15 protein-coding genes and 1 riboswitch are annotated in these 18,344 nt (G+C 30.3%); of the genes, 13 read left to right on the top strand and 2 right to left on the bottom strand.

From position 1 onward, the window contains the following. Window positions 1-247: 247 nt before the first annotated feature. Window positions 248-1,573, bottom strand: a complete 1,326-nt coding sequence (locus tag AGR56_RS00680; RefSeq protein ID WP_053240738.1) for a replication-associated recombination protein A — start codon at window positions 1,571-1,573, stop codon at window positions 248-250. 250 nt (window positions 1,574-1,823) lie between these two features. Here AGR56_RS00680 and AGR56_RS00675 point away from each other — a divergent pair, with 250 nt between their 5' ends. From AGR56_RS00675 to AGR56_RS00655, 5 genes are all read left to right on the top strand, one after another. Next, a complete protein-coding gene (locus AGR56_RS00675) occupies window positions 1,824-4,475 on the top strand; it encodes a hypothetical protein (RefSeq protein WP_053240737.1) in 2,652 nt (883 codons plus the stop codon). A gap of 297 nt (window positions 4,476-4,772) precedes the next feature. Further along, the gene (locus AGR56_RS00670) at window positions 4,773-6,755 is read left to right on the top strand and encodes a methyl-accepting chemotaxis protein (RefSeq protein WP_053240736.1); all 1,983 of its coding nucleotides are present in this window, start codon (window positions 4,773-4,775) and stop codon (window positions 6,753-6,755) included. Window positions 6,756-6,831: 76 nt separating this feature from the next. Then, a riboswitch (TPP riboswitch) is annotated at window positions 6,832-6,935 on the top strand. Window positions 6,936-6,988: 53 nt separating this feature from the next. Then, a complete protein-coding gene (thiT, locus tag AGR56_RS00665) occupies window positions 6,989-7,618 on the top strand; it encodes an energy-coupled thiamine transporter ThiT (RefSeq protein ID WP_053240735.1) in 630 nt (209 codons plus the stop codon). A gap of 1,153 nt (window positions 7,619-8,771) precedes the next feature. Beyond that, complete coding sequence (locus tag AGR56_RS00660; RefSeq protein ID WP_242851227.1) at window positions 8,772-10,064, top strand: MBOAT family O-acyltransferase; 1,293 nt, start codon at window positions 8,772-8,774, stop codon at window positions 10,062-10,064. 11 nt (window positions 10,065-10,075) lie between these two features. Further along, window positions 10,076-11,125, top strand: coding sequence for a hypothetical protein (locus AGR56_RS00655; protein ID WP_053240734.1), 1,050 nt, complete (start codon window positions 10,076-10,078; stop codon window positions 11,123-11,125). Between the two features lie 40 nt (window positions 11,126-11,165). Here the strand turns inward: AGR56_RS00655 and AGR56_RS00650 are convergent, their stop codons facing one another. Then, entirely contained in the window at window positions 11,166-12,353 is a 1,188-nt protein-coding gene (locus AGR56_RS00650) for an amidohydrolase family protein (protein ID WP_053240733.1), read from the bottom strand. A gap of 316 nt (window positions 12,354-12,669) precedes the next feature. Here AGR56_RS00650 and AGR56_RS00645 point away from each other — a divergent pair, with 316 nt between their 5' ends. From AGR56_RS00645 to AGR56_RS00610, 8 genes are all read left to right on the top strand, one after another. After that, complete coding sequence (locus AGR56_RS00645; RefSeq protein WP_053240732.1) at window positions 12,670-13,542, top strand: cation diffusion facilitator family transporter; 873 nt, start codon at window positions 12,670-12,672, stop codon at window positions 13,540-13,542. A 71-nt stretch (window positions 13,543-13,613) separates the two neighbouring features. Continuing rightward, window positions 13,614-14,126 carry a sigma-70 family RNA polymerase sigma factor gene (locus AGR56_RS00640; RefSeq protein WP_053240731.1) on the top strand — a complete coding sequence of 171 codons (513 nt, stop codon included), beginning with the start codon at window positions 13,614-13,616 and terminating at the stop codon, window positions 14,124-14,126. Continuing rightward, entirely contained in the window at window positions 14,123-14,569 is a 447-nt protein-coding gene (locus tag AGR56_RS00635) for a hypothetical protein (protein ID WP_053240730.1), read from the top strand. Before AGR56_RS00640 ends, AGR56_RS00635 begins: the two co-directional genes overlap by 4 nt. Further along, window positions 14,559-15,083: a hypothetical protein gene (locus tag AGR56_RS00630; protein ID WP_053240729.1), complete on the top strand. Its 525-nt coding sequence runs from the start codon at window positions 14,559-14,561 to the stop codon at window positions 15,081-15,083. Before AGR56_RS00635 ends, AGR56_RS00630 begins: the two co-directional genes overlap by 11 nt. Beyond that, window positions 15,076-15,384, top strand: coding sequence for a DUF5668 domain-containing protein (locus tag AGR56_RS00625; RefSeq protein WP_053240728.1), 309 nt, complete (start codon window positions 15,076-15,078; stop codon window positions 15,382-15,384). Before AGR56_RS00630 ends, AGR56_RS00625 begins: the two co-directional genes overlap by 8 nt. A 165-nt stretch (window positions 15,385-15,549) precedes the next feature. Continuing rightward, window positions 15,550-16,554 (top strand): ketoacyl-ACP synthase III, encoded by a 1,005-nt coding sequence (locus tag AGR56_RS00620; protein ID WP_053240727.1) that lies wholly within the window; start codon window positions 15,550-15,552, stop codon window positions 16,552-16,554. 65 nt (window positions 16,555-16,619) lie between these two features. Further along, the gene (locus tag AGR56_RS00615) at window positions 16,620-17,234 is read left to right on the top strand and encodes a hypothetical protein (protein WP_053240726.1); all 615 of its coding nucleotides are present in this window, start codon (window positions 16,620-16,622) and stop codon (window positions 17,232-17,234) included. Window positions 17,235-17,248: 14 nt separating this feature from the next. Beyond that, complete coding sequence (locus tag AGR56_RS00610; RefSeq protein ID WP_053240725.1) at window positions 17,249-18,112, top strand: methyl-accepting chemotaxis protein; 864 nt, start codon at window positions 17,249-17,251, stop codon at window positions 18,110-18,112. The last annotated feature ends 232 nt before the right edge of the window (window positions 18,113-18,344 follow it).

Genomic DNA, 18,344 nt, shown 5'->3' with positions numbered 1-18,344 from the left:
ATGTCAGTAGTTCGCTGAGCTAATGCTTTTTGTTCATATTGTTGTGATTTTGCGATCATTATGTAACCTAATTTTCCTACCATAATAAATAGCACTATAATTAAAATGAAAAATACAGCGAAAAGTCTTCTGCCTAATTTAATCCGTTTATTTTTATCTTTCAACAAAACCCGCCCCTTTAGATTTGCAGTATAAAATATTTATATTTAATGATAGCATAATTGATTTTATATTTAAAGACAAGTGTTTATTTATCGTTTTTTTTCTTTAACTCATTTAGCTCTTCCATGAGCTGTACTGCTTTTTTCTCTAACCCTTCATTTGTTGGAAAATAGTATTTATGGTCTTTTAAGTTGTCTGGCATACACTGCATGTTTGTCGTTTTATCTTTAAAATCATGGGCATACTTATAGCCTTTTGAATAGCCTAGGTCTGACATTAGCTTTGTTGGAGCATTTCTAAGATGAAGTGGGACACCTTCAGAAATTGTATTTTTAGCATCTTCTTTTGCTTTTTCATATGCCACATATAGAGCATTTGATTTTGGTGCTAAAGATAAATATACTACAGCCTCGGTTAAATTCACACTACATTCTGGCATTCCAATATAATGAGCTGCGTTATAGGCAGCAACACATACCTGAAGTGCTGAAGGGTCTGCAATGCCAACATCCTCAGAGGAAAAACGAATGAGTCTTCTTGCTATGTAGAGAGGATCCTCTCCCCCTTCAAGCATCCTTGAGAGCCAATAAATTGCGGCATCACAATCGCTATTTCTCATGGATTTGTGAAGTGCAGATATTAAGTTATAATGTTCCTCACCATTTTTATCATAGAGAAGCGCTTTGCTTTGCATACAGTCTTCAAGAGTTTCTTTCGTTATAGTTAGAGTACTAGATATTTCCTTTGTACTTAAAACTGCCATTTCCAGAACATTAAGAGAAGTCCTAGCATCACCATTTGAGTAAATAGCAATCACGTTCAAGAGCTCATTTGATATTTTTATATTTTTATATCCGAAGCCTCTTTTGTCCTTTAAAGTATTTTTTAAAAGATCTACAATATCATTTTCTGTAAGAGGCTTTAAGACAAACACTCTGCACCTAGAAAGTAGGGCAGAATTAATTTCAAAGGATGGATTTTCGGTAGTCGCACCTACAAGGATTATGCTGCCTTTTTCAACGTAGGGAAGAAAGGCATCCTGTTGAGCTTTGTTAAACCTATGAATTTCATCCACGAAAAGAAGGGTTTCAGTTCCCATGAGTCTATTTTTTTCAGCTTCTGACATAACCTCTTTGATTTCCTTTATGCCAGAGGAGGTTGCACTAAATTCAATAAAATTACACTTTGTCATTGAGGCAATTATCATGGCAAGGGTGGTTTTCCCAACGCCAGGAGGACCCCAAAATATCATAGAGGTTAGCTTACCAGATTCTAGCATATTTCTAAGAGCTTTTCCCTTTCCAAGTAGATGCTGCTGTCCAATATATTCATCAAGGTTTCTAGGCCTTACACGATTTGCAAGAGGATTATTAACTCTTTTTTCAAATAAGGAACTCTGTATATAATTCATTTTTAATGCTCCTTTATATAAAAATTTCTCGAACGTATGTTTAAGAAAAGTATACTATTGTAAGGTAATTAATTCAACTTGAATTTTGTTATATTAAAATTAATGAAAAGTTAATAAATTAGTAACGCGAAAATGGCTATTTTGCTTGGCTTTTACAGCGCTTTGAAGTAGACAACATAATCAAATAAATTTATAATTAAAGGCAGAATATAAATTTGCAAAAGCAGAAAGAGGAAGTGGTAGTTTACTTATGAAGATATATCAATTGTATTATACATTCTGCAAAAAAGGATTGTCTTCAGGAAAGGTTTTTCAAACTTATTCTATGTCTTCTGGTATAAGTGAAAAAGAAAAGGGTGAAATAGAAAGACACTGTTTTTATATACGACCGGAAGGTCTTTCTAGTGCTCCAGTGTCATTTTCCTTCTTTAAATTGAAAAACGGAAAACCATGTATTTGTAGAACGAAATATAGGGGAATTGACAATTCGGCTAAGGTTGGAAATTACTTTTGCCATGTACTTATATGGGAAAATAAAGAGCTGCCTTTCTATCCAATTCAGCTTTATACATCTAAAATATTTAAAGATGAGCTAACTGAAGAGGAGGAAAATGCACAAGAAATAAAACCACTTCCGATATTAAATAATATACCAAAAGAAGAATTTATACAAACCTCCAGTATTGAACGATTCCTCAAAGCAAATTTAAATAAAAAAAGAGAAGAAGGCTTAAATAAATTAATAGATGGAATTATAGATGCTAAAATAAATGGCAAGAAAGTTATTTTGGCGGATGAGGCAGCAAGCCTGCATATGTGGATTGCAGCGGCAACTATGATATTTCCGATTTCTATTGCAAACAATATAACCTTTAATACCTATAATTTTGATGCTGAAAGTGATAGTGAATTTTTATGTGGTGCTGCAGCTGAAGGAACAAAGTTTAAAATAAGCGGTACGGAAAAAAATTATAACTTTAATATGTTCGATTTATTTACAAGTATGAGTACCGAAGTTAATCTAAAAAGCAAATTTGGAAAAAAGGCAGCGCTTGAATATACCGTTATAAAAGATTACAGAAGGTCCATTATAGAATTTATGGAATTATTTAATTATACAAAAGTCGATGAAAGAATTGATGATTATGTTAATTTGCTAAGCATAATTAATGAAGGACTTGAAAAATTAAGTAATGAAGAGGTTATAAAGGCTGTAAGTTTTGCAAATGAATATGCTCTAGAGCCTGTTCTTGAAGGGGTAATGGAAAGATTAAATGAAGAAACCTTAGGAACTGTAATTTTGAGTTTAGATTTAAATATGCTTCAAGTAATGTTTGAGTTTTTATTTAATATAGCTGAGGTTACCAAAAAAAAGGATTATATAGATAAGGCATATGAATTTTTCTTTAATGCTATTCAGTTTATGGTAGTTAATGCTGAAGAGATAGATATAGAGGATATAATAAAGCTCTATGGCAATATAAGAAGTTATAATAAAAATAATATACAGGATTTTATAAGCAAATCTATTGAAGATAAAAGGCTTGAGGATGCTAAGGCATACTTAAATGGCAAGAATGTTCGGTATGCTTTGTTTTATATGTGCAGTGTATTCGGAAATTTTATTTTCTTAGATAGAGAGCAAAACTCAAAAATACCTTGGGAAATCATAATGCGAATTGGTGCGTTTGAAGATATAACAAAAATCTCACTAAAAGTATTGGTACAATCAAAAAATGCATTAATCTTCTTATATAAAATAGTATCTCAAGATGATGATTATTTTGCAAATTTAGTAAGTTTAAGTGCTAATATCTGCACTTCAAAAAGCAGTTATGATATTGTTATAGCAGCTTATAATGAAATTTTAGAGGGAGTTTCTATATATAAAGCATCTCATTTAGTTAAAAAGATACTTGATAAAGAGAATGGTGGAGAAATTCTTATATTTGCTTATAAATTTAAGATGAAAAAAATCAGCAAAAGAAAAACCTACTTTAGAGGATATTGTCTAAGTGTGTTTGACGAAAATCCTAAATACAGAAGAAAGTATTTTTCTTTAGCGCTTGAGGAGCTTATGTTAGGTTTTAAAGCTGAAGATTTTAACATGGAATTTTATAATGAATTTACTGAATACATTGAAAAAAGGAAATTAGAAAAATATATAGGAAAATTTATTGCAACTAGGCTTGTAAATAGGTTCCAGGACTTAGTCTTGATAGAAATACCAGATGAAGAGCAAAAATCAGTTATAGAGGAAATGAACTTCTTAAACAATTATTATAGTATAAACGTAAGTCCTAATATTTCTGAAATGATACACTATGCACAGCTTCTTTTTACTGGCAGTATTTCAGTAGAAAAGTTTTTATGCGATGAGAAAAAATTTGAATTCCATGGTATTGGTGAGGAGAAGTATGTAAAAGTATTGAAGCTTATGTTTGAAATTATATGTCCTAAACTCAATAGTACCTCGGCTCATATAAAAATGAAGAATATACTTATGTATGATAAGTTTTTTATTATTTATTTTAATACGTATATAAATACTATGGGTGACATTTTTACTACAAGTGATAGAAGTTCTGGAAATAAAAAGTCCTATAAATTGTATTGTGACTTTATTTATTTCATAATGAAATGCAAGACTTTGTTTACTGAAACTCAATTTAAAGATATAGAAAAGTTTATATTTGAAACTTTAGAGAAAGTAGATCTAGATTACCTTAAAAATTATGATAAATATATGAAAAATATAATTATAAACAGTAGTAAAAGTGAAGAAGCCAGAAGAATGAAAAGAGAGTGGCAAAAAATCTACAAAAATTTAAATGATAGTATTAAGAGAAAATATATACTCAATAAACTGCAAAAGATATATAAACGTAAAATTGGTGAGTGATTGCTGGAATTGTTGGAGAGGAAATGCAAAGTGCAGGAATTAAATAAGTGTAGGAATCAGTACTCATTTAAAGCAAAGCCTAAAAGTTAAAAGTAATTTTAGAAAAATGCGTGATAATTTATTATTACGCATTTTTTATATGGCATTTTTTTGATTTTATCTTATAATAGTAATAATATAAACATTATGGTAAAAAATAAGACAAATATATTTATTATTATTAAAAAAATATGCGACATTATTAATAAAATAGAATTCATACAAAACGAATTACTAAAGTTATAGGGGGGAACATAGATGAAAAAAAGTTTAAAGAACAAGCTGATTTTATTATTTCTTGTGTTTATATTTATACCACTTATAATACTTGGAGTATTTTCAGAATTTATGGCATCAAGATCACTAAATGATAAAATGGATGAATTAACTCGAGCCACAGCAGATAGGGCTTCTAGTGCCATAGGAGCGGATATAGAGTCTGCGAGTAAGTATATTCAACAGCTAAGTAATAATCCTCAGCTTGCTGCTCTTGCAAGTGGAGATGAGAGTGCAAGAGACTCGGTTTATGAATATCTTGCAGCTTTAGAAAATCAAAATGGAGACGAAATAGAAATGCTTGCTGTAACAGATATTAATGGTCAGGAGATAGTTAATAATGATATTAGAAACGCAAAGATTGTTCTTAATAGGGATGGTTATATAAAAGATGCGCTGCATGGCATGCCATCAAGAAGTGAATTAAAAATATCCGAAATTACTGGTGAAAATGTAATTGCTATTGCGTATCCTTTAAAACAAGGCAATCACATAGTTGGAACTGTAATAGGTACAATAAAGTTTCAGGATATATCAAAATATGTTTCAAATATAAAAATAGGTAAAAAAGGTTATGTGTACATGATCGATAAAACAGGGATTATCCTGTATAGTCCAGATAAGACTAAAAATTTTATACAAAATTTATCTAATACTCCAAATCTTCAATTAAAAGCACTTGTAGCTAAAATGAAAAGTGGTAAGAGTGGTTTTGGGACGTATACTGATGAAAAGGGTAAAGAGAGGGTTTATTTTGAATCCGTAAATGGTTGGTCAGTGGTTGCTGTAGCTAATTACAATGAAAGTATGGAGACCTTAAAACTAATTCAAATTGGAACAGTAGTAATAGCTATTGTAGCTGCTGTAATATGCGTTTTACTTGCTTTGAGAATAACTAATAAGGGGATAATAGCTCCAATAAAGAAGTTGATGGGACTTATGAATACAGCAGGAAATGGGGATCTTACAGTTAAAGCCGACATAAATACTGGGGATGAGCTTCAGGCATTAGGAGAAAATTTCAATAAAATGATTAAAAATCAGTCTGAGATAATAAGCAAGATAAGGGAAAGTGCAGGAAACTTTGCAGCTTCTTCAGAAGAACTTTCTGCTTCAAGTGAAGAAATAAGTGCGTCGAATCAGCAAGTTAATTCAAGTATGCAGGAGGTATCAAACAATGCTGATGAACAAAACGAGCTAGTTGTTAAAACCTCTAAGGCTATTAATGAATTATCAAACCTTGTAAAAGTTGCGGAGGATAAGGCTTTAGAATCAAAGAAAAATTCTGATTATACTAGAAAAACGGCGGAAGAGGGAAGAATAAAACTTGAAAACACAGTTATGACAATTAAGGATATAAGCAAATTTACAACTGAAACTGAAAATATATTAAATGTGCTGCATAAATTGTCACAGCAGGTTGGAGGTATTGTAGACACAATTAATGCTGTGTCTTCTCAAACAAATTTATTAGCATTAAATGCCGCAATAGAGGCTGCACGTGCAGGAGAACATGGTAAGGGTTTTGCAGTAGTAGCTGAAGAAGTAAGAAATTTGTCAGAGCAGACAAGCTCAAATGCTAGTGAAATAAGTAATCTTATAATTGAGATGGTTGAGCAAATAGATAAGGCAGTTAAATCAGCTGCAATCGGAAAGAAAACTGTACTTAATGGCGTTATAGCTGTAAGCAAAACTGATGAATCCTTTAAAGACATAATAAAATCCGTTCAAGATATAACCAAAGCAGTTGACAATACAGTAGATATAACGGAGGATGAAGTTAATAATTCTAAGCTTATAGTAGAACTTACATCTTCTATTGCTGAGACAGCAAAAAATACTGCTAATGACACCACGGAAGTAGCAAAAGCAGCAGAGGAACAATCAAGAGTAATTGAAAATCTTTCGGCTAGTGCAGAAGAATTAAGTGCAATGGCAGCAGGCTTTAAGATGTTTTGTAAGTAAAAATTTAAAATAGAAAAGTCTTAAAAAAATGGTGCTTTAAAATAATACAAAAAAGAGTATAATATAATATGAATTAATAAAGTGCTAGGGGTGCCTTTAGGCTGAGATATAAAGTTTTGCTTTATAACCCTTATACCTGATCTGGATAATACCAGCGTAGGGAAGCAATTATTGTAATATAACGATTGTTTTCGAAAGGTCTTCCTAAGCACGAATTTTAGGAGGTTTTTTTTATGTCTTTTTCAAAAAATATGGAGGAAATATTAAAACACCCGACATCGCTCGCAGCACTTCTTGCTTTAATAATACTTGTAGTAGTGGCTATAAAGGTGAGAAAGGTAAAACTTGATACTCACATGATAGCGCAAATAGGTATAGCTTTAGCTCTTGCAACTGTGCTTAAAGTATTTAGAATTTATCATCTTCCACAAGGGGGAAGCGTAACGTTAGGAAGTATGATACCAATTCTTTTAATGGCACTTTTCTATGGTCCTGAAGTTGGATTTTTAACGGGCTTTCTTTACGGAATTATTACACTTATAATGGATCCTTATATTCTTCAACCTGTACAGGTTTTATTTGATTACCCACTTCCATTTATGGCACTTGGACTCGCAGGATATTTTAAAGATAAAAAAATTGTTGCAACTATAGTTGCTGTTTTTGGACGATTTATATGTCACTTTATTTCTGGGGTAGTGTTCTTTGGAAGTTATGCTCCTAAGGGACAATCACCAGTTGTATATTCATTTTTAGTAAATGGTGGTTTCCTAGCAATTGAAGGAGCAATATGCCTTGTAATTATGGCTGTACTTCCAGTAAAACAATTGTATTCTATAGCTGTAAAAAATCATGCGGTTTAACCGTTTATAAATAAAAGGGGCAATCGCACTAAAAATTGTTAAATCATGATTTAAAAAATATTGCGAAGAAACATCATCTTGGAATATTAAATAAAATTAATAAATCTAAGCGTCAAATTGTTAAAATCTTAAGAGCTTTCAATAACTAGCTGAAAAAATGCTCAAACAGATTGAAATCTCTAAAGCTTTTAACAATTTGCCACTAAGATTTATAAAATTTTATTTAAACTATTCCTTCAATGATGTTCCTTCGCAGAGCTAAAAAGCAAGGAAAATTTTTCTCCGTTTCTCTACGAAAAATGCACTGTAAACATGGTTAGGCAATAGAATTTAATAGCTATATCATGTCATACCTTAAAATAGTTTTATACCATCAATAAAGCACCAGCAAAAGCTGGTGCTAATAATTAAAACTTTTTGGGACATTTTCAAAAATGCTTGACAATGCTTTATAAAAATTTTATGCATATATAATTATTATCAGGAGCTACAATGCAGCAGTGAATAGATAGTCCTCATTTTCATCTATTGAAAAGGAAGCACAACCATCAATATTTCCTGAGCTTAATACAGAATAAAGATGAGTATTATTTTTATTTTATAATTAGGTATCTTGGATTTTCAAGTTTTGCTACTAAATTTTAGATTTTTAGGCTTGCCTAATAAAGCATCAAAGTTAAAACTATAGATGCCTTTACTTTTGCCAAAAGTATAGGTCCCAATATAAGCTGTAAGCTGTGTTTTAAATCAATTATAGAAGTTATATAAGCAGTTGATTTTTAATTTTTAAAGTGGTAAGCTAAGAATTGTGTTATCAATTTGTTATCAGTTTGTTATCAATTTGTTATTAATTATGTAATCTTTAATTCATAAATATAAAATAAAATAATATTGGGCTACATAGGATAAAATTTTTAAACCATAAAAAGTCATAATTTAAATATTGATGTAGAAATTAGGTGTTTAATTTGCAATTTAATTCATTAGAGTTTTTAGTATTCTTTTTTTAGTAACTACTGTTTACTACATAATACCACATAAAGTAAGATGGATATGGATTCTTATATCAAGCTATTACTTTTACCTTCAAACGTCTCATCCTAAATATATCATATTACTTTTGGGAACAACATTTATCAGTTATTTAAGTGGATTGCTTATTGAAGCATCGGATAAAAAGCAAAGTGAAAAAGTAAAAAAAAGTGTTTTAATAGGAAGTATTTTATGTAATATAGGGTTCTTATTTTTGTTCAAATATTATGATTTTTTTATGGATATTGCCAAGCAAGCACTTGCTTCAGTGCATATTTATATAAATATGCCTAAATTAGGACTTGCATTACCTGTAGGCATATCATTTTATACCTTTGAGGCAGTAGGATATATTATAGATGTGTATAGAAGGAAAATAAAAGCAGAAAAAAATTTGGCCAAGTATGCACTGTTTATAGCATTTTTTCCTCAATTGCTTGCAGGACCTATAGAAAGAGCAAAACATATGCTTAGTCAATTTGAAGCAAAACATTCATTTAATTATGAAAAAGTAAAAAGTGGGTTACTTTTAATTTTGTGGGGTCTTTTTCAAAAATTAGTAGTTGCAGATAGGTTAAGTAAATTAGTAGATACAGTGTTTTCTAATCCGGATACTTATAAGGGATTCAATGTAGTTATTGCATCTATATTCTTTACATTTCAAATTTATTGCGATTTTTCAGGATATTCAGATATGGCAATAGGAGTAGCAAGAGTTTTAGGTTTTGAGCTTACAAGAAATTTTGAAAGACCATATTTTTCAAAATCAGTGAGAGAATTTTGGAGGAGATGGCATATTACACTTTGCTCATGGTTCAAGGATTATCTTTATATACCACTTGGTGGCAATAGGTGCAGTAAAATAAAAAATTATAGAAATATTATGATTGTATTTATTGTTAGTGGACTATGGCATGGAGCTGCTTTAAATTTTATAGTTTGGGGAACTTTACATGGAGTTTATCAAGTTGTAGAAAAGATTTTAGAGCCATTAAAAAATAAAGTGGTACAAAAATTAAAAATTAATGATCAGGCTATTTGGTATAAATGTTCTCAAGTTTTAATAACTTTTATACTTGTGGACTTTGCATGGATATTTTTTAAAGCTAATACCCTTTCAACAGCTGTTAAGTTAATAAAAAATATGTTTTATTTTAATCCTTGGGTATTTACAGATGGTTCTCTTTATAATTTAGGACTTACTTATAAAGAGTTTATCATTTCTTTGCTTGGTATAGCTGTAATTCTTGCAGTGAACTTTTTACAGAGGAAGAATATTTTATACAAAGAACTGAAGGATAAAAACATAGCAGCAAGATGGTCTGTATATTTAGCGATTGTGGTAATTATAATAATATTTGGAGTTTATGGACCTGAATACAATCCTCAGCAGTTTATATATTTTCAATTTTAGGAGGAATACCTGTGGTTAAAAAAGTAATTATAAAAGGTTTAACTTTTGTTGTATTATTGATTTTTATTATGATTATTGTAAATTCTATATTTGTGGTAAAAACAAGTCAAAGAGGTAAATTAATTGATGGATTATACAAGAACACTAATGATAGCTACGATGTAGTGTTAATGGGGTCAAGCCATATGAATGGCGGTATTGATCCAAATGTTTTATGGCATCAATATGGAATAACAAGTTATAATTATGCAACAGGTGGTCAGCCTATAGATGTTACATATTATTTATTAAAGGAAGTTTTAAAAGTTCATAAAAATCCTATAGTGGTAGTTGATCTTTACTATTTAGGATTGACAGATGAATATGGTGATGAAGGTTATATAAGAAATGTACTTGATAATATGAAATTTTCTCGTAATAAGCTTGATGCTATTGAAAATTGCATACCATTTAAGACAAGAATTAGTTATATATTTCCAATACTAGAGTATCATGAAAGATGGAAAGAACTAACTTCAGATGACATAAATTATGATGCCTCTAAATACTATTATGAGAAAGGTTTTGAGGCTGGAACTCTTAGGTATGGAAAAAATAATTCAAAGGTGGTAAAAACTTCTGAAACATCAGAAATACCGGCTAAAACGGGAGAATACTTAAACAAAATTATTGAATTATCCAAGTCTGAAGGATTTAAACTAGTTTTTATTGATACTCCTTATGATTACCAAAGCGTAAAAGAAATGAAAAATTGGGTGCAAGATCCGCAGAAGATGGTTAATAAGGTGAAGGAAATTGCCCAAAAGAATAATATTCCAGTTGTAGATTACAATGATGAGGATAAGTTAAAAGCAATAAACTTTGATTTTAAAAATGATATGAACAACTCCAGTCATTTAAATATATGGGGAGCTGATAAGGTTACTAAAGATTTTGGTGCATTTTTAAAAGAAAACTTTAAGCTTGTAAATCATCGCAATGACAGCAAATATAAGCAGTGGAATTTGGATTATAAAAAATCACAGGCGGCTTCGATTTTATACAAAAATGATAAGAAATGAGTTACATTCATTAGAGTGTAACTCATTTCTTATTTGAAAATTAAAATATTATTTTTTTACCATCCTTATAAACTTCAGCAACATTCATTAAAGTATCAATGTTAAGAAGAGGATTTTCGTTTAATACAATAAAGTCAGCAGTTTTTCCAGTTCCAAGAGTACCAAAATCAGCATCAACTCCTAAAAGTTCGGCAGCAGATTTTGTTGAGGCAACTATTGCTTCCATAGGAGTTAATCCAGCTTTAACCATTAGATTTAATTCAAAAGCAGTTTTTTCTGGTCCATTAAATGGAGTGCTTCCATCAGTTCCCATAGCAATTTTTACGCCAGCAGCCTTTGCTCTTTGGAAGCTTCTTGTATGATCTTCAATAACGCGCTTTGATTTTTCTACCATGTAAGCTGGTATGCCGGCTTCTATACCATTTTCAACAATAAAATATGGAGCATTCAGTGTAGGAACTAGATATGTTCCTTTTTTTAACATAAGATCAATAATTTCATCGGTTAAATAAATTCCATGTTCTACAGAATCAATGCCAGCCAAAACAGCATTTTTTATTCCTGTAGCACCTTGTGCGTGAGTTGAGGTTTTCTTACCTACTTTGTGAGCTTCTATAACAGCAGCTTCTATTTCATCTTGGTTAAGCTGTGGTGAACCTGGTTCTACACCTGGAGTCATAACGCCGCCTGTTGCCATTATTTTTAGAAAATCAGCGCCTGCTCTAAGTTGTTCTCTTGCAGCTTTTCTTACCTCGTCTACGCCGTCACATTCTCTTCCCATTTGCCAGCCATGTCCACCTGTCATGGTTAAGCATTTACCACATGCAAGGATTCTTGTACCTTCAATAAGACCACTGTTAACAGCATCTCTAATATCTATGTTTATAAAATTTGGGGCTCCCATATCTTTTACATATGTAACACCGGCTTTTAAATATTTTTTCGCATTTGCAGCTGCATGAAAAGCAATTGTAGCATCAGATTGTTTTTGCGCGAATGGATCACCAACTGGTTCCATAGTTATATGTACATGACAGTTAATCATTCCAGGCATTATGGTTTTTCCGGATAAGTCAACAATTGTTGTATTGCTTTCTAAATGAAAGTCATCAGCAGAACTTACCTTTTTTATTTTATTATTTTCTATAAGTAAGCCTGAATTTTTTATTGCAGCACTTCCTGTTCCTGATATAAGGGTAGCACCTTTAAAAAAAGTTTTTGTACTCATATTTTTGCCTCCTTAGTTTTTTTGTGATATATTCTTAAATAATCTTTTGAATTTTAGATGATTTAGCTATAAATTCGTGAAACGACTAAAAAATTATTAATTATCCTTATAATAGCATAATTTTTTTTTTGTGTACAATCATATAATTCACAATTATTTATTTTAGTCCTTGTTTTAAATAGGGACAAAAGAAATTACTTATTTAAAACAAAGCTCATCTATAATGACATAAATTTTTATCAACATTTTTTTTATCTAGCTTTATTTTAAAAATTTATAGGAATAATAACTGTATAAACTTTTAAGGAGTAATGTTATGGAAGAAAATTATAAAAATCTTAAAATTGCGCAAAGAGGTGCAAGCATTAGTTTAATAGTATATATAATTTTATCAGCCTTAAAGCTTTTTATGGGATATCTAACTCATTCAAAAGCTCTTACGGCTGATGGACTCAACAATTCAACAGATATAATATCATCATTGGCTATCATAATTGGTCTCAAGATAGCTAGAAAGCCTGCTGATGAAGATCATAGCTATGGTCATTTGAGGGCTGAAACAATAGCAGCCCTAGTGGCCGCTATTATAATGATAGCAGTAGGTATTGATGTAATTTATAATGGGATTTATTCAGCTGTTTTTTTCAAGGCTAAAGCTCCTGAGATAACTTCAGCGGTAATTGCGGTTATTTGCGCTGCAATAATATATTTTGTCTATGTGTATAATAAAAAAACTGCAATTAAGATAAATAGTCAGGCCTTAATGGCAGCAGCAAAGGATAATCTTTCAGATGCCCTTGTAAGTATTGGAGCTGCCGTTGGAATAATAGCTTCACAATTTGGATACCCATGGATAGATCCAGCAGCATCAATAATTGTAGGAATTATAATATGCAAAACTGGGTATGAAATTTTTAAGGAGTCTGTGCATAATTTAACTGATGGTTTTGATAGGAATAAGCTAGATGAAATGGTTAAAAGTATAAATTCAATTAAAGAAGTTAAAAAAGTTAGAGACATAAAGGCTAGGGTTCATGGAAATAACATTTTTGACAGACATTGTAATAGCTGTCGATCCAAGCTAACAGTTGGTGAAAGCCATAAGACAACAGAGCAAGTAGAAATGGTTCTCAAAAGAGATTTTAATGTAAGACATGTTATTGTTCATGTTGAACCGGAAGATAGATAGTTTATTTGATTTTCATTGAAGTGTTTTTTATTTCTTAATCGTTATAATAAGTGTAAGGATAAAAAAAGGCGGTGATAATCATTGAAAATGAACAGTTTGCAAACTATATAAAAAAGTACGAGCGGTTAATCATTACTATTTGTTTATCCTTTACTAAAAATTACTTTGATGCTGAAGATTTAGCCCAGCAAACTTTTTTAACTGCTTATAAAAACTATGAAAAGTTTGATGGTGAAAATTTTAAGGCTTGGATTACTAAAATTGCTGCAAATAAATGCAAAGATTTTCTTAGAAGTCCTGCAAGGGCAGTACATAACTTGTCTGATGATGATTGTGAGTATTTGGAGGATTGTGGAGATCTACCTGAAGATATTGTTATGAAAAAGTATGATGCAGACAAAATAAAAAATTTATGTAACAAGCTAAAAGAACCTTACAAGACGGTGGCGTTAAGTTATTTTTGTGAAAATATTAAGCTGTCAGATATATCTAAAAATACAGCTCAAAATCTAAAAACTCTTCAAACTCAGCTTTATAGAGCAAAAAAATTGCTTAAAGCTTTATGGAAGGAGGAAGTTATATGAAAAGTACATTATTTGATGAAAATGGTCATTTAAGTGTAGTGACTATAGAAAAATTAAAAATAGGAAATTTAAGTGATGATGATATGCTTTTAGTATCTGAACATATTTGTGATTGCGAAAAGTGTGCAGATTGCTTTGCAAATAGCTTTGATGATAATGAACTTGTAAATGTTCCTTTAGGTTTTGAAGAGGAAGTTCAAAGTAAAATAGAAAAAAATAAACAAGTTAGAAGGGATTTTATGTTTTATTCGTTTAAAGTGGGAATTGCAGTTTGTGTTGCAATTGTAATTACTTTTTCAAATATATTTAACATTGTTAGTAATGAGCACATGAAAAAATATGTTAATACTCCGAATTTAAATATAGTAAGTTCCATTAATACTAAACTAACTGATTTTTCTCAGAAAATAATTAATATGGAGGTTTTTAAGCATGCAAAATAAAAAAAGTAAATTTTTGGCTTTCATTTTTTCGTTTTTTCCAGGGGCGGGGCACATGTATTTGGGATTTATGAAAATAGGTATTTCGTTTATGGCAGAGTTTTTGTTTGTTGTATTTCTTGCAAATATTTTAAATATAGGCTCACTTCTTTATATTGCTCTTTTGATTTGGTGTTATGCATTCTTTGATTGCTTAAATAAGTGTAATTTAAGAGAAGAGGAATTTTTAAATATTAAGGATAGATATTTATTAAATGCTGATGATATGCTGAAATTTGACAATAATATACTTAAGAAAAGAAGATTATTTGTAGGAATAGTGATTTTAATTTTAGGATGCTATGCGCTGTGGAATACTTTTATGAACACTTTAAGCCAATTTATACCACAGGAAATATATGAGGTTATTTTTAACGTGTCAAGAATTGTCCCTAGAATAGTAATAAGCGCTGCAATAATTATTATAGGAATAAAGCTTATTATAGGGAAAAAAAGGGAGAGCGATAGTGATGAATAGAAAACATAGAGTAGGCACATTTACGACAGGATTATTGCTTATAATCTTTGGTGTATTGTATTTGCTAAAGATATTTTTTCCTAGCATAAATTACTATTTTATATTATCGCTTTGGCCTCTTATTTTAATCTTTATAGGAATTGAAATAATTGCTGCTTATATAATGAATAAAGATGAAAATATTAAATATGATACAGGAGCTATAATTTTATCAGTGTTTTTAAGTTTTTTTGCAATGGGTATAGCATTTATGCAGTTTATAGCCGAGCATGCTGATAAGTTTATAAGCATTAATTTTTAATAAACTAAAGGAAGCTGTGTTTGTAATTTATCTTTAGTGCTAATACATCAATATCTGGTAAAAGAATTATTTTTACCAGATATATTATTTTTTGATTAAATAGACGAAAAAATAATTAGTAATGCCATTTGTTATTTTATGAAAATATAAAGAAGGAGACTTTACATGTATAAAAATGTTCATATTGTTGGAGTAGGCACATATCATCCTAAAAGAATAGTTGAAAACGAGTATTTTAAAAAACATTTTGAAAAATACGGAATGTCTAGACAAGCCGAGATTTTAACTGAAAGACTAGGAAGAAATACTAGGACTTTAGGAGAAAAGGGTGATACCAGTTTAAGTATGGGATTAGAGGCAGCAAAGAAAGCTTTAGATAATGCAAATTTAACGGCACTTGATATTGACGGGATTATATCAGTTTCAGATACTCCAGAGTATCTTTTGCCTTGTTGTGCAGTTTTGATTCGAGATGGTCTAGATGCTAAAAATGCAACAAATGTGTTTGATGTGAATAGCAATTGCATAGGGATGATAACGGGAATAGATATTGCTTCAAGGTATTTAAAGACTGATAAAAAGTATAAAAGATTCTTGGTTGTTGGCGCAATGTTAATGAGTCCATTTGCTAGAGAAGATGATATAGTTGGCTATGCATGTTTTTCTGATGGTGGAGCTGCTGTGGTTCTAGAGGTAAAGGAAGAAGAAGAAGAAAGAGGAATGCTTGATTATAAAGTTTTAACTGATTCATCTTTTAATAGATACACGAGATTCCCAGTATGTGGATTATCTAAAATTACAAAAAGCGAAATCAAAGAATATGATAAAAAGTTTATGTGGGAACCATTTAACTTTGATATTTTATCCGATGAATGGGTAAAACTCTTAACTGGATTGCTAAATGATAATAATTATAATCCGCAAGATATAAGCCATTACTTTATGTCACAATTTTCAAAAGGTGACTTAGATTTAACGTTGGAGAAAATGGGAGTTGAACTTTCAAAATCTACTTTTATAGGCTATAAGTACGGTTACACTGGTTGTACAAGCCCTTTTATGGCATTAGATGATAGATTAAAAATAGAAGGCTTTAAAAAAGGAGATCTTATTATATTCTGTTCAGTAGCTGTAGGATATACAATGTCTGCTGTTTTATACAAATGCTAAGAGTTTGGAGGATAATTTATGGAAAATAGTACAAGGCTAGTAGTCAAATATCAAAAAAAAAAGTTTTGAAAATAGTAGTAATATTGTATTCAATAAGTGTAATTTCAGCTGATTTTTTTCTTATGCTTTTAAGGCTTATAGGCGTTTATAGTGGAAGAGAAATGAAATGGAATAATCTTTTTATATTTGCAGGTGTTATAGCGATAGAATTAATTGTATTAATTTTTATGTATAAACAAACAACCAAGCCTGAAAAATGGCAAAAGTATTTTAAGGCTTTAAATATGATATTAATTTTAATATGTTACATAAATTATATATTTTTAAGCGTATTGACACCATCGAAAGAGATTTGGGTTTTAGTGTTCTACTTTATTGTTTTAGCAGCATTGTTTTTAGATGTTAAGATGGTAGTATTATCTATTGCACTAAGTTTAATATGTAATGTTATTTTATTTAAAATAGATTCTTTTTTTGTACCAGACAAGCAGTTTATTTTAAGAGAAACTGTTGTAAGATCTATTGTTATATGTTTTGTATCATTTGGAATCTTGCTGCTCACATATCTAGCAAGCGATATACTTAAGAAAGTTGATGCTGAGGAAAAGGAAGTAAATGAAAAAATAAGAAGGTTTCTGGTCTTTTTAATAAAATATCACAATTTGCAGAAATTATATTAAATTCAAGTGACGCATTGGCGGCTGCTATTGAAGAGGAAAATAGCGGAATACAGGAAATCGCATCAAATAGCCAATACATAAGTAATAGTACCAACGGAGTATTAGAAAAATCAACGAAAAATACAAAGATATTGGATGAACTATTAGATGTAAATAAGGGAGTATCTTCAAAAACTAAAATGCTTCAAGAGCACTCATCAAATTTAATTGATATGTCAAACAAAAATGAAGAGGCTTTAAAGAAGTTGCTTGAAATAATTGAGATCATAGATAAAAGTTCAGGGCATAACTATGCTTCAGTTGTAAAACTTGAAGAAAAGTCCAATGAAGTCTATGGAATAATATCTAATATAAATGATATTGCAGAAGAGACAAATTTATTAGCACTTAATGCGAGTATAGAGGCGGCAAGGGCAGGGGAAGCTGGTAAAGGATTCGCAGTTGTAGCTAATGAAGTTAGAGAACTTGCTGAGAATACAAGAGGATCACTTGAAAACATAACAACTATAATTAATGAATTCAAAAATGAAATAGATACAGTTAAACTGTCAATTTCTAAAAATAATGAAAAAGTATCATCTGGTAGAGAAATAGCAAGTTCAACTGTAGATGATACAATGAAAGTAATAGAAAGGCTGAAACAGATCGGAGAAAATATAAATGACATGAATGATTTAATGTATAGATTACTAAACAAGACTGATAGTGTGGCTAAATTTAACCTGGATGTTATGGACTCAGTAAAAGATACTATAGGTAAATTTGATACTATCACGGAAGCTATAAATCAAACTGCAGCTACTAGTGAAGAAATTATAGCAAGCTCAGAAGAGCTAAAGGCGACAGCCGCAGAAATGAATGAAATAAAACAAAATTAATTAGATAGATGTAAGGGTTACATTCCAAAAGCTTTGTCATTTGGGAATGTAACCCTAAATTTTATTTGAAATAATGTAGTTTGAATATAATATAGGCATATTAAAAACAAGTTAAATATATAAATAGTATAGATGTATCATTAATTTATGGAGTAATTATGAGTGTAAATATCAAAAGTCAATGTCCAATGATCAAAGAAAAAGAGTTAAGTGCAAAAAGTCTAGCTCAGGA

It is taken from the genome of Clostridium sp. DMHC 10, from assembly GCF_001270375.1.
GTDB classification, from domain to species: Bacteria; Bacillota; Clostridia; order Clostridiales; family Clostridiaceae; genus Clostridium_S; species Clostridium_S guangxiense.
This window is presented reverse-complemented; position numbering and strand designations above follow the sequence as displayed.

Coding starts and splice junctions, on each gene's coding strand:
- AGR56_RS00670 (WP_053240736.1), top strand. CDS start 4,773: ATGAAAAAAAGTTTAAAGAACAAGCTGATTTTATTATTTCTTGTGTTT.
- AGR56_RS00675 (WP_053240737.1), top strand. CDS start 1,824: ATGAAGATATATCAATTGTATTATACATTCTGCAAAAAAGGATTGTCT.
- AGR56_RS00630 (WP_053240729.1), top strand. CDS start 14,559: ATGCAAAATAAAAAAAGTAAATTTTTGGCTTTCATTTTTTCGTTTTTT.
- AGR56_RS00680 (WP_053240738.1), bottom strand. CDS start 1,573: ATGAATTATATACAGAGTTCCTTATTTGAAAAAAGAGTTAATAATCCT.
- thiT (WP_053240735.1), top strand. CDS start 6,989: ATGTCTTTTTCAAAAAATATGGAGGAAATATTAAAACACCCGACATCG.
- AGR56_RS00620 (WP_053240727.1), top strand. CDS start 15,550: ATGTATAAAAATGTTCATATTGTTGGAGTAGGCACATATCATCCTAAA.
- AGR56_RS00625 (WP_053240728.1), top strand. CDS start 15,076: ATGAATAGAAAACATAGAGTAGGCACATTTACGACAGGATTATTGCTT.
- AGR56_RS00645 (WP_053240732.1), top strand. CDS start 12,670: ATGGAAGAAAATTATAAAAATCTTAAAATTGCGCAAAGAGGTGCAAGC.
- AGR56_RS00650 (WP_053240733.1), bottom strand. CDS start 12,353: ATGAGTACAAAAACTTTTTTTAAAGGTGCTACCCTTATATCAGGAACA.
- AGR56_RS00635 (WP_053240730.1), top strand. CDS start 14,123: ATGAAAAGTACATTATTTGATGAAAATGGTCATTTAAGTGTAGTGACT.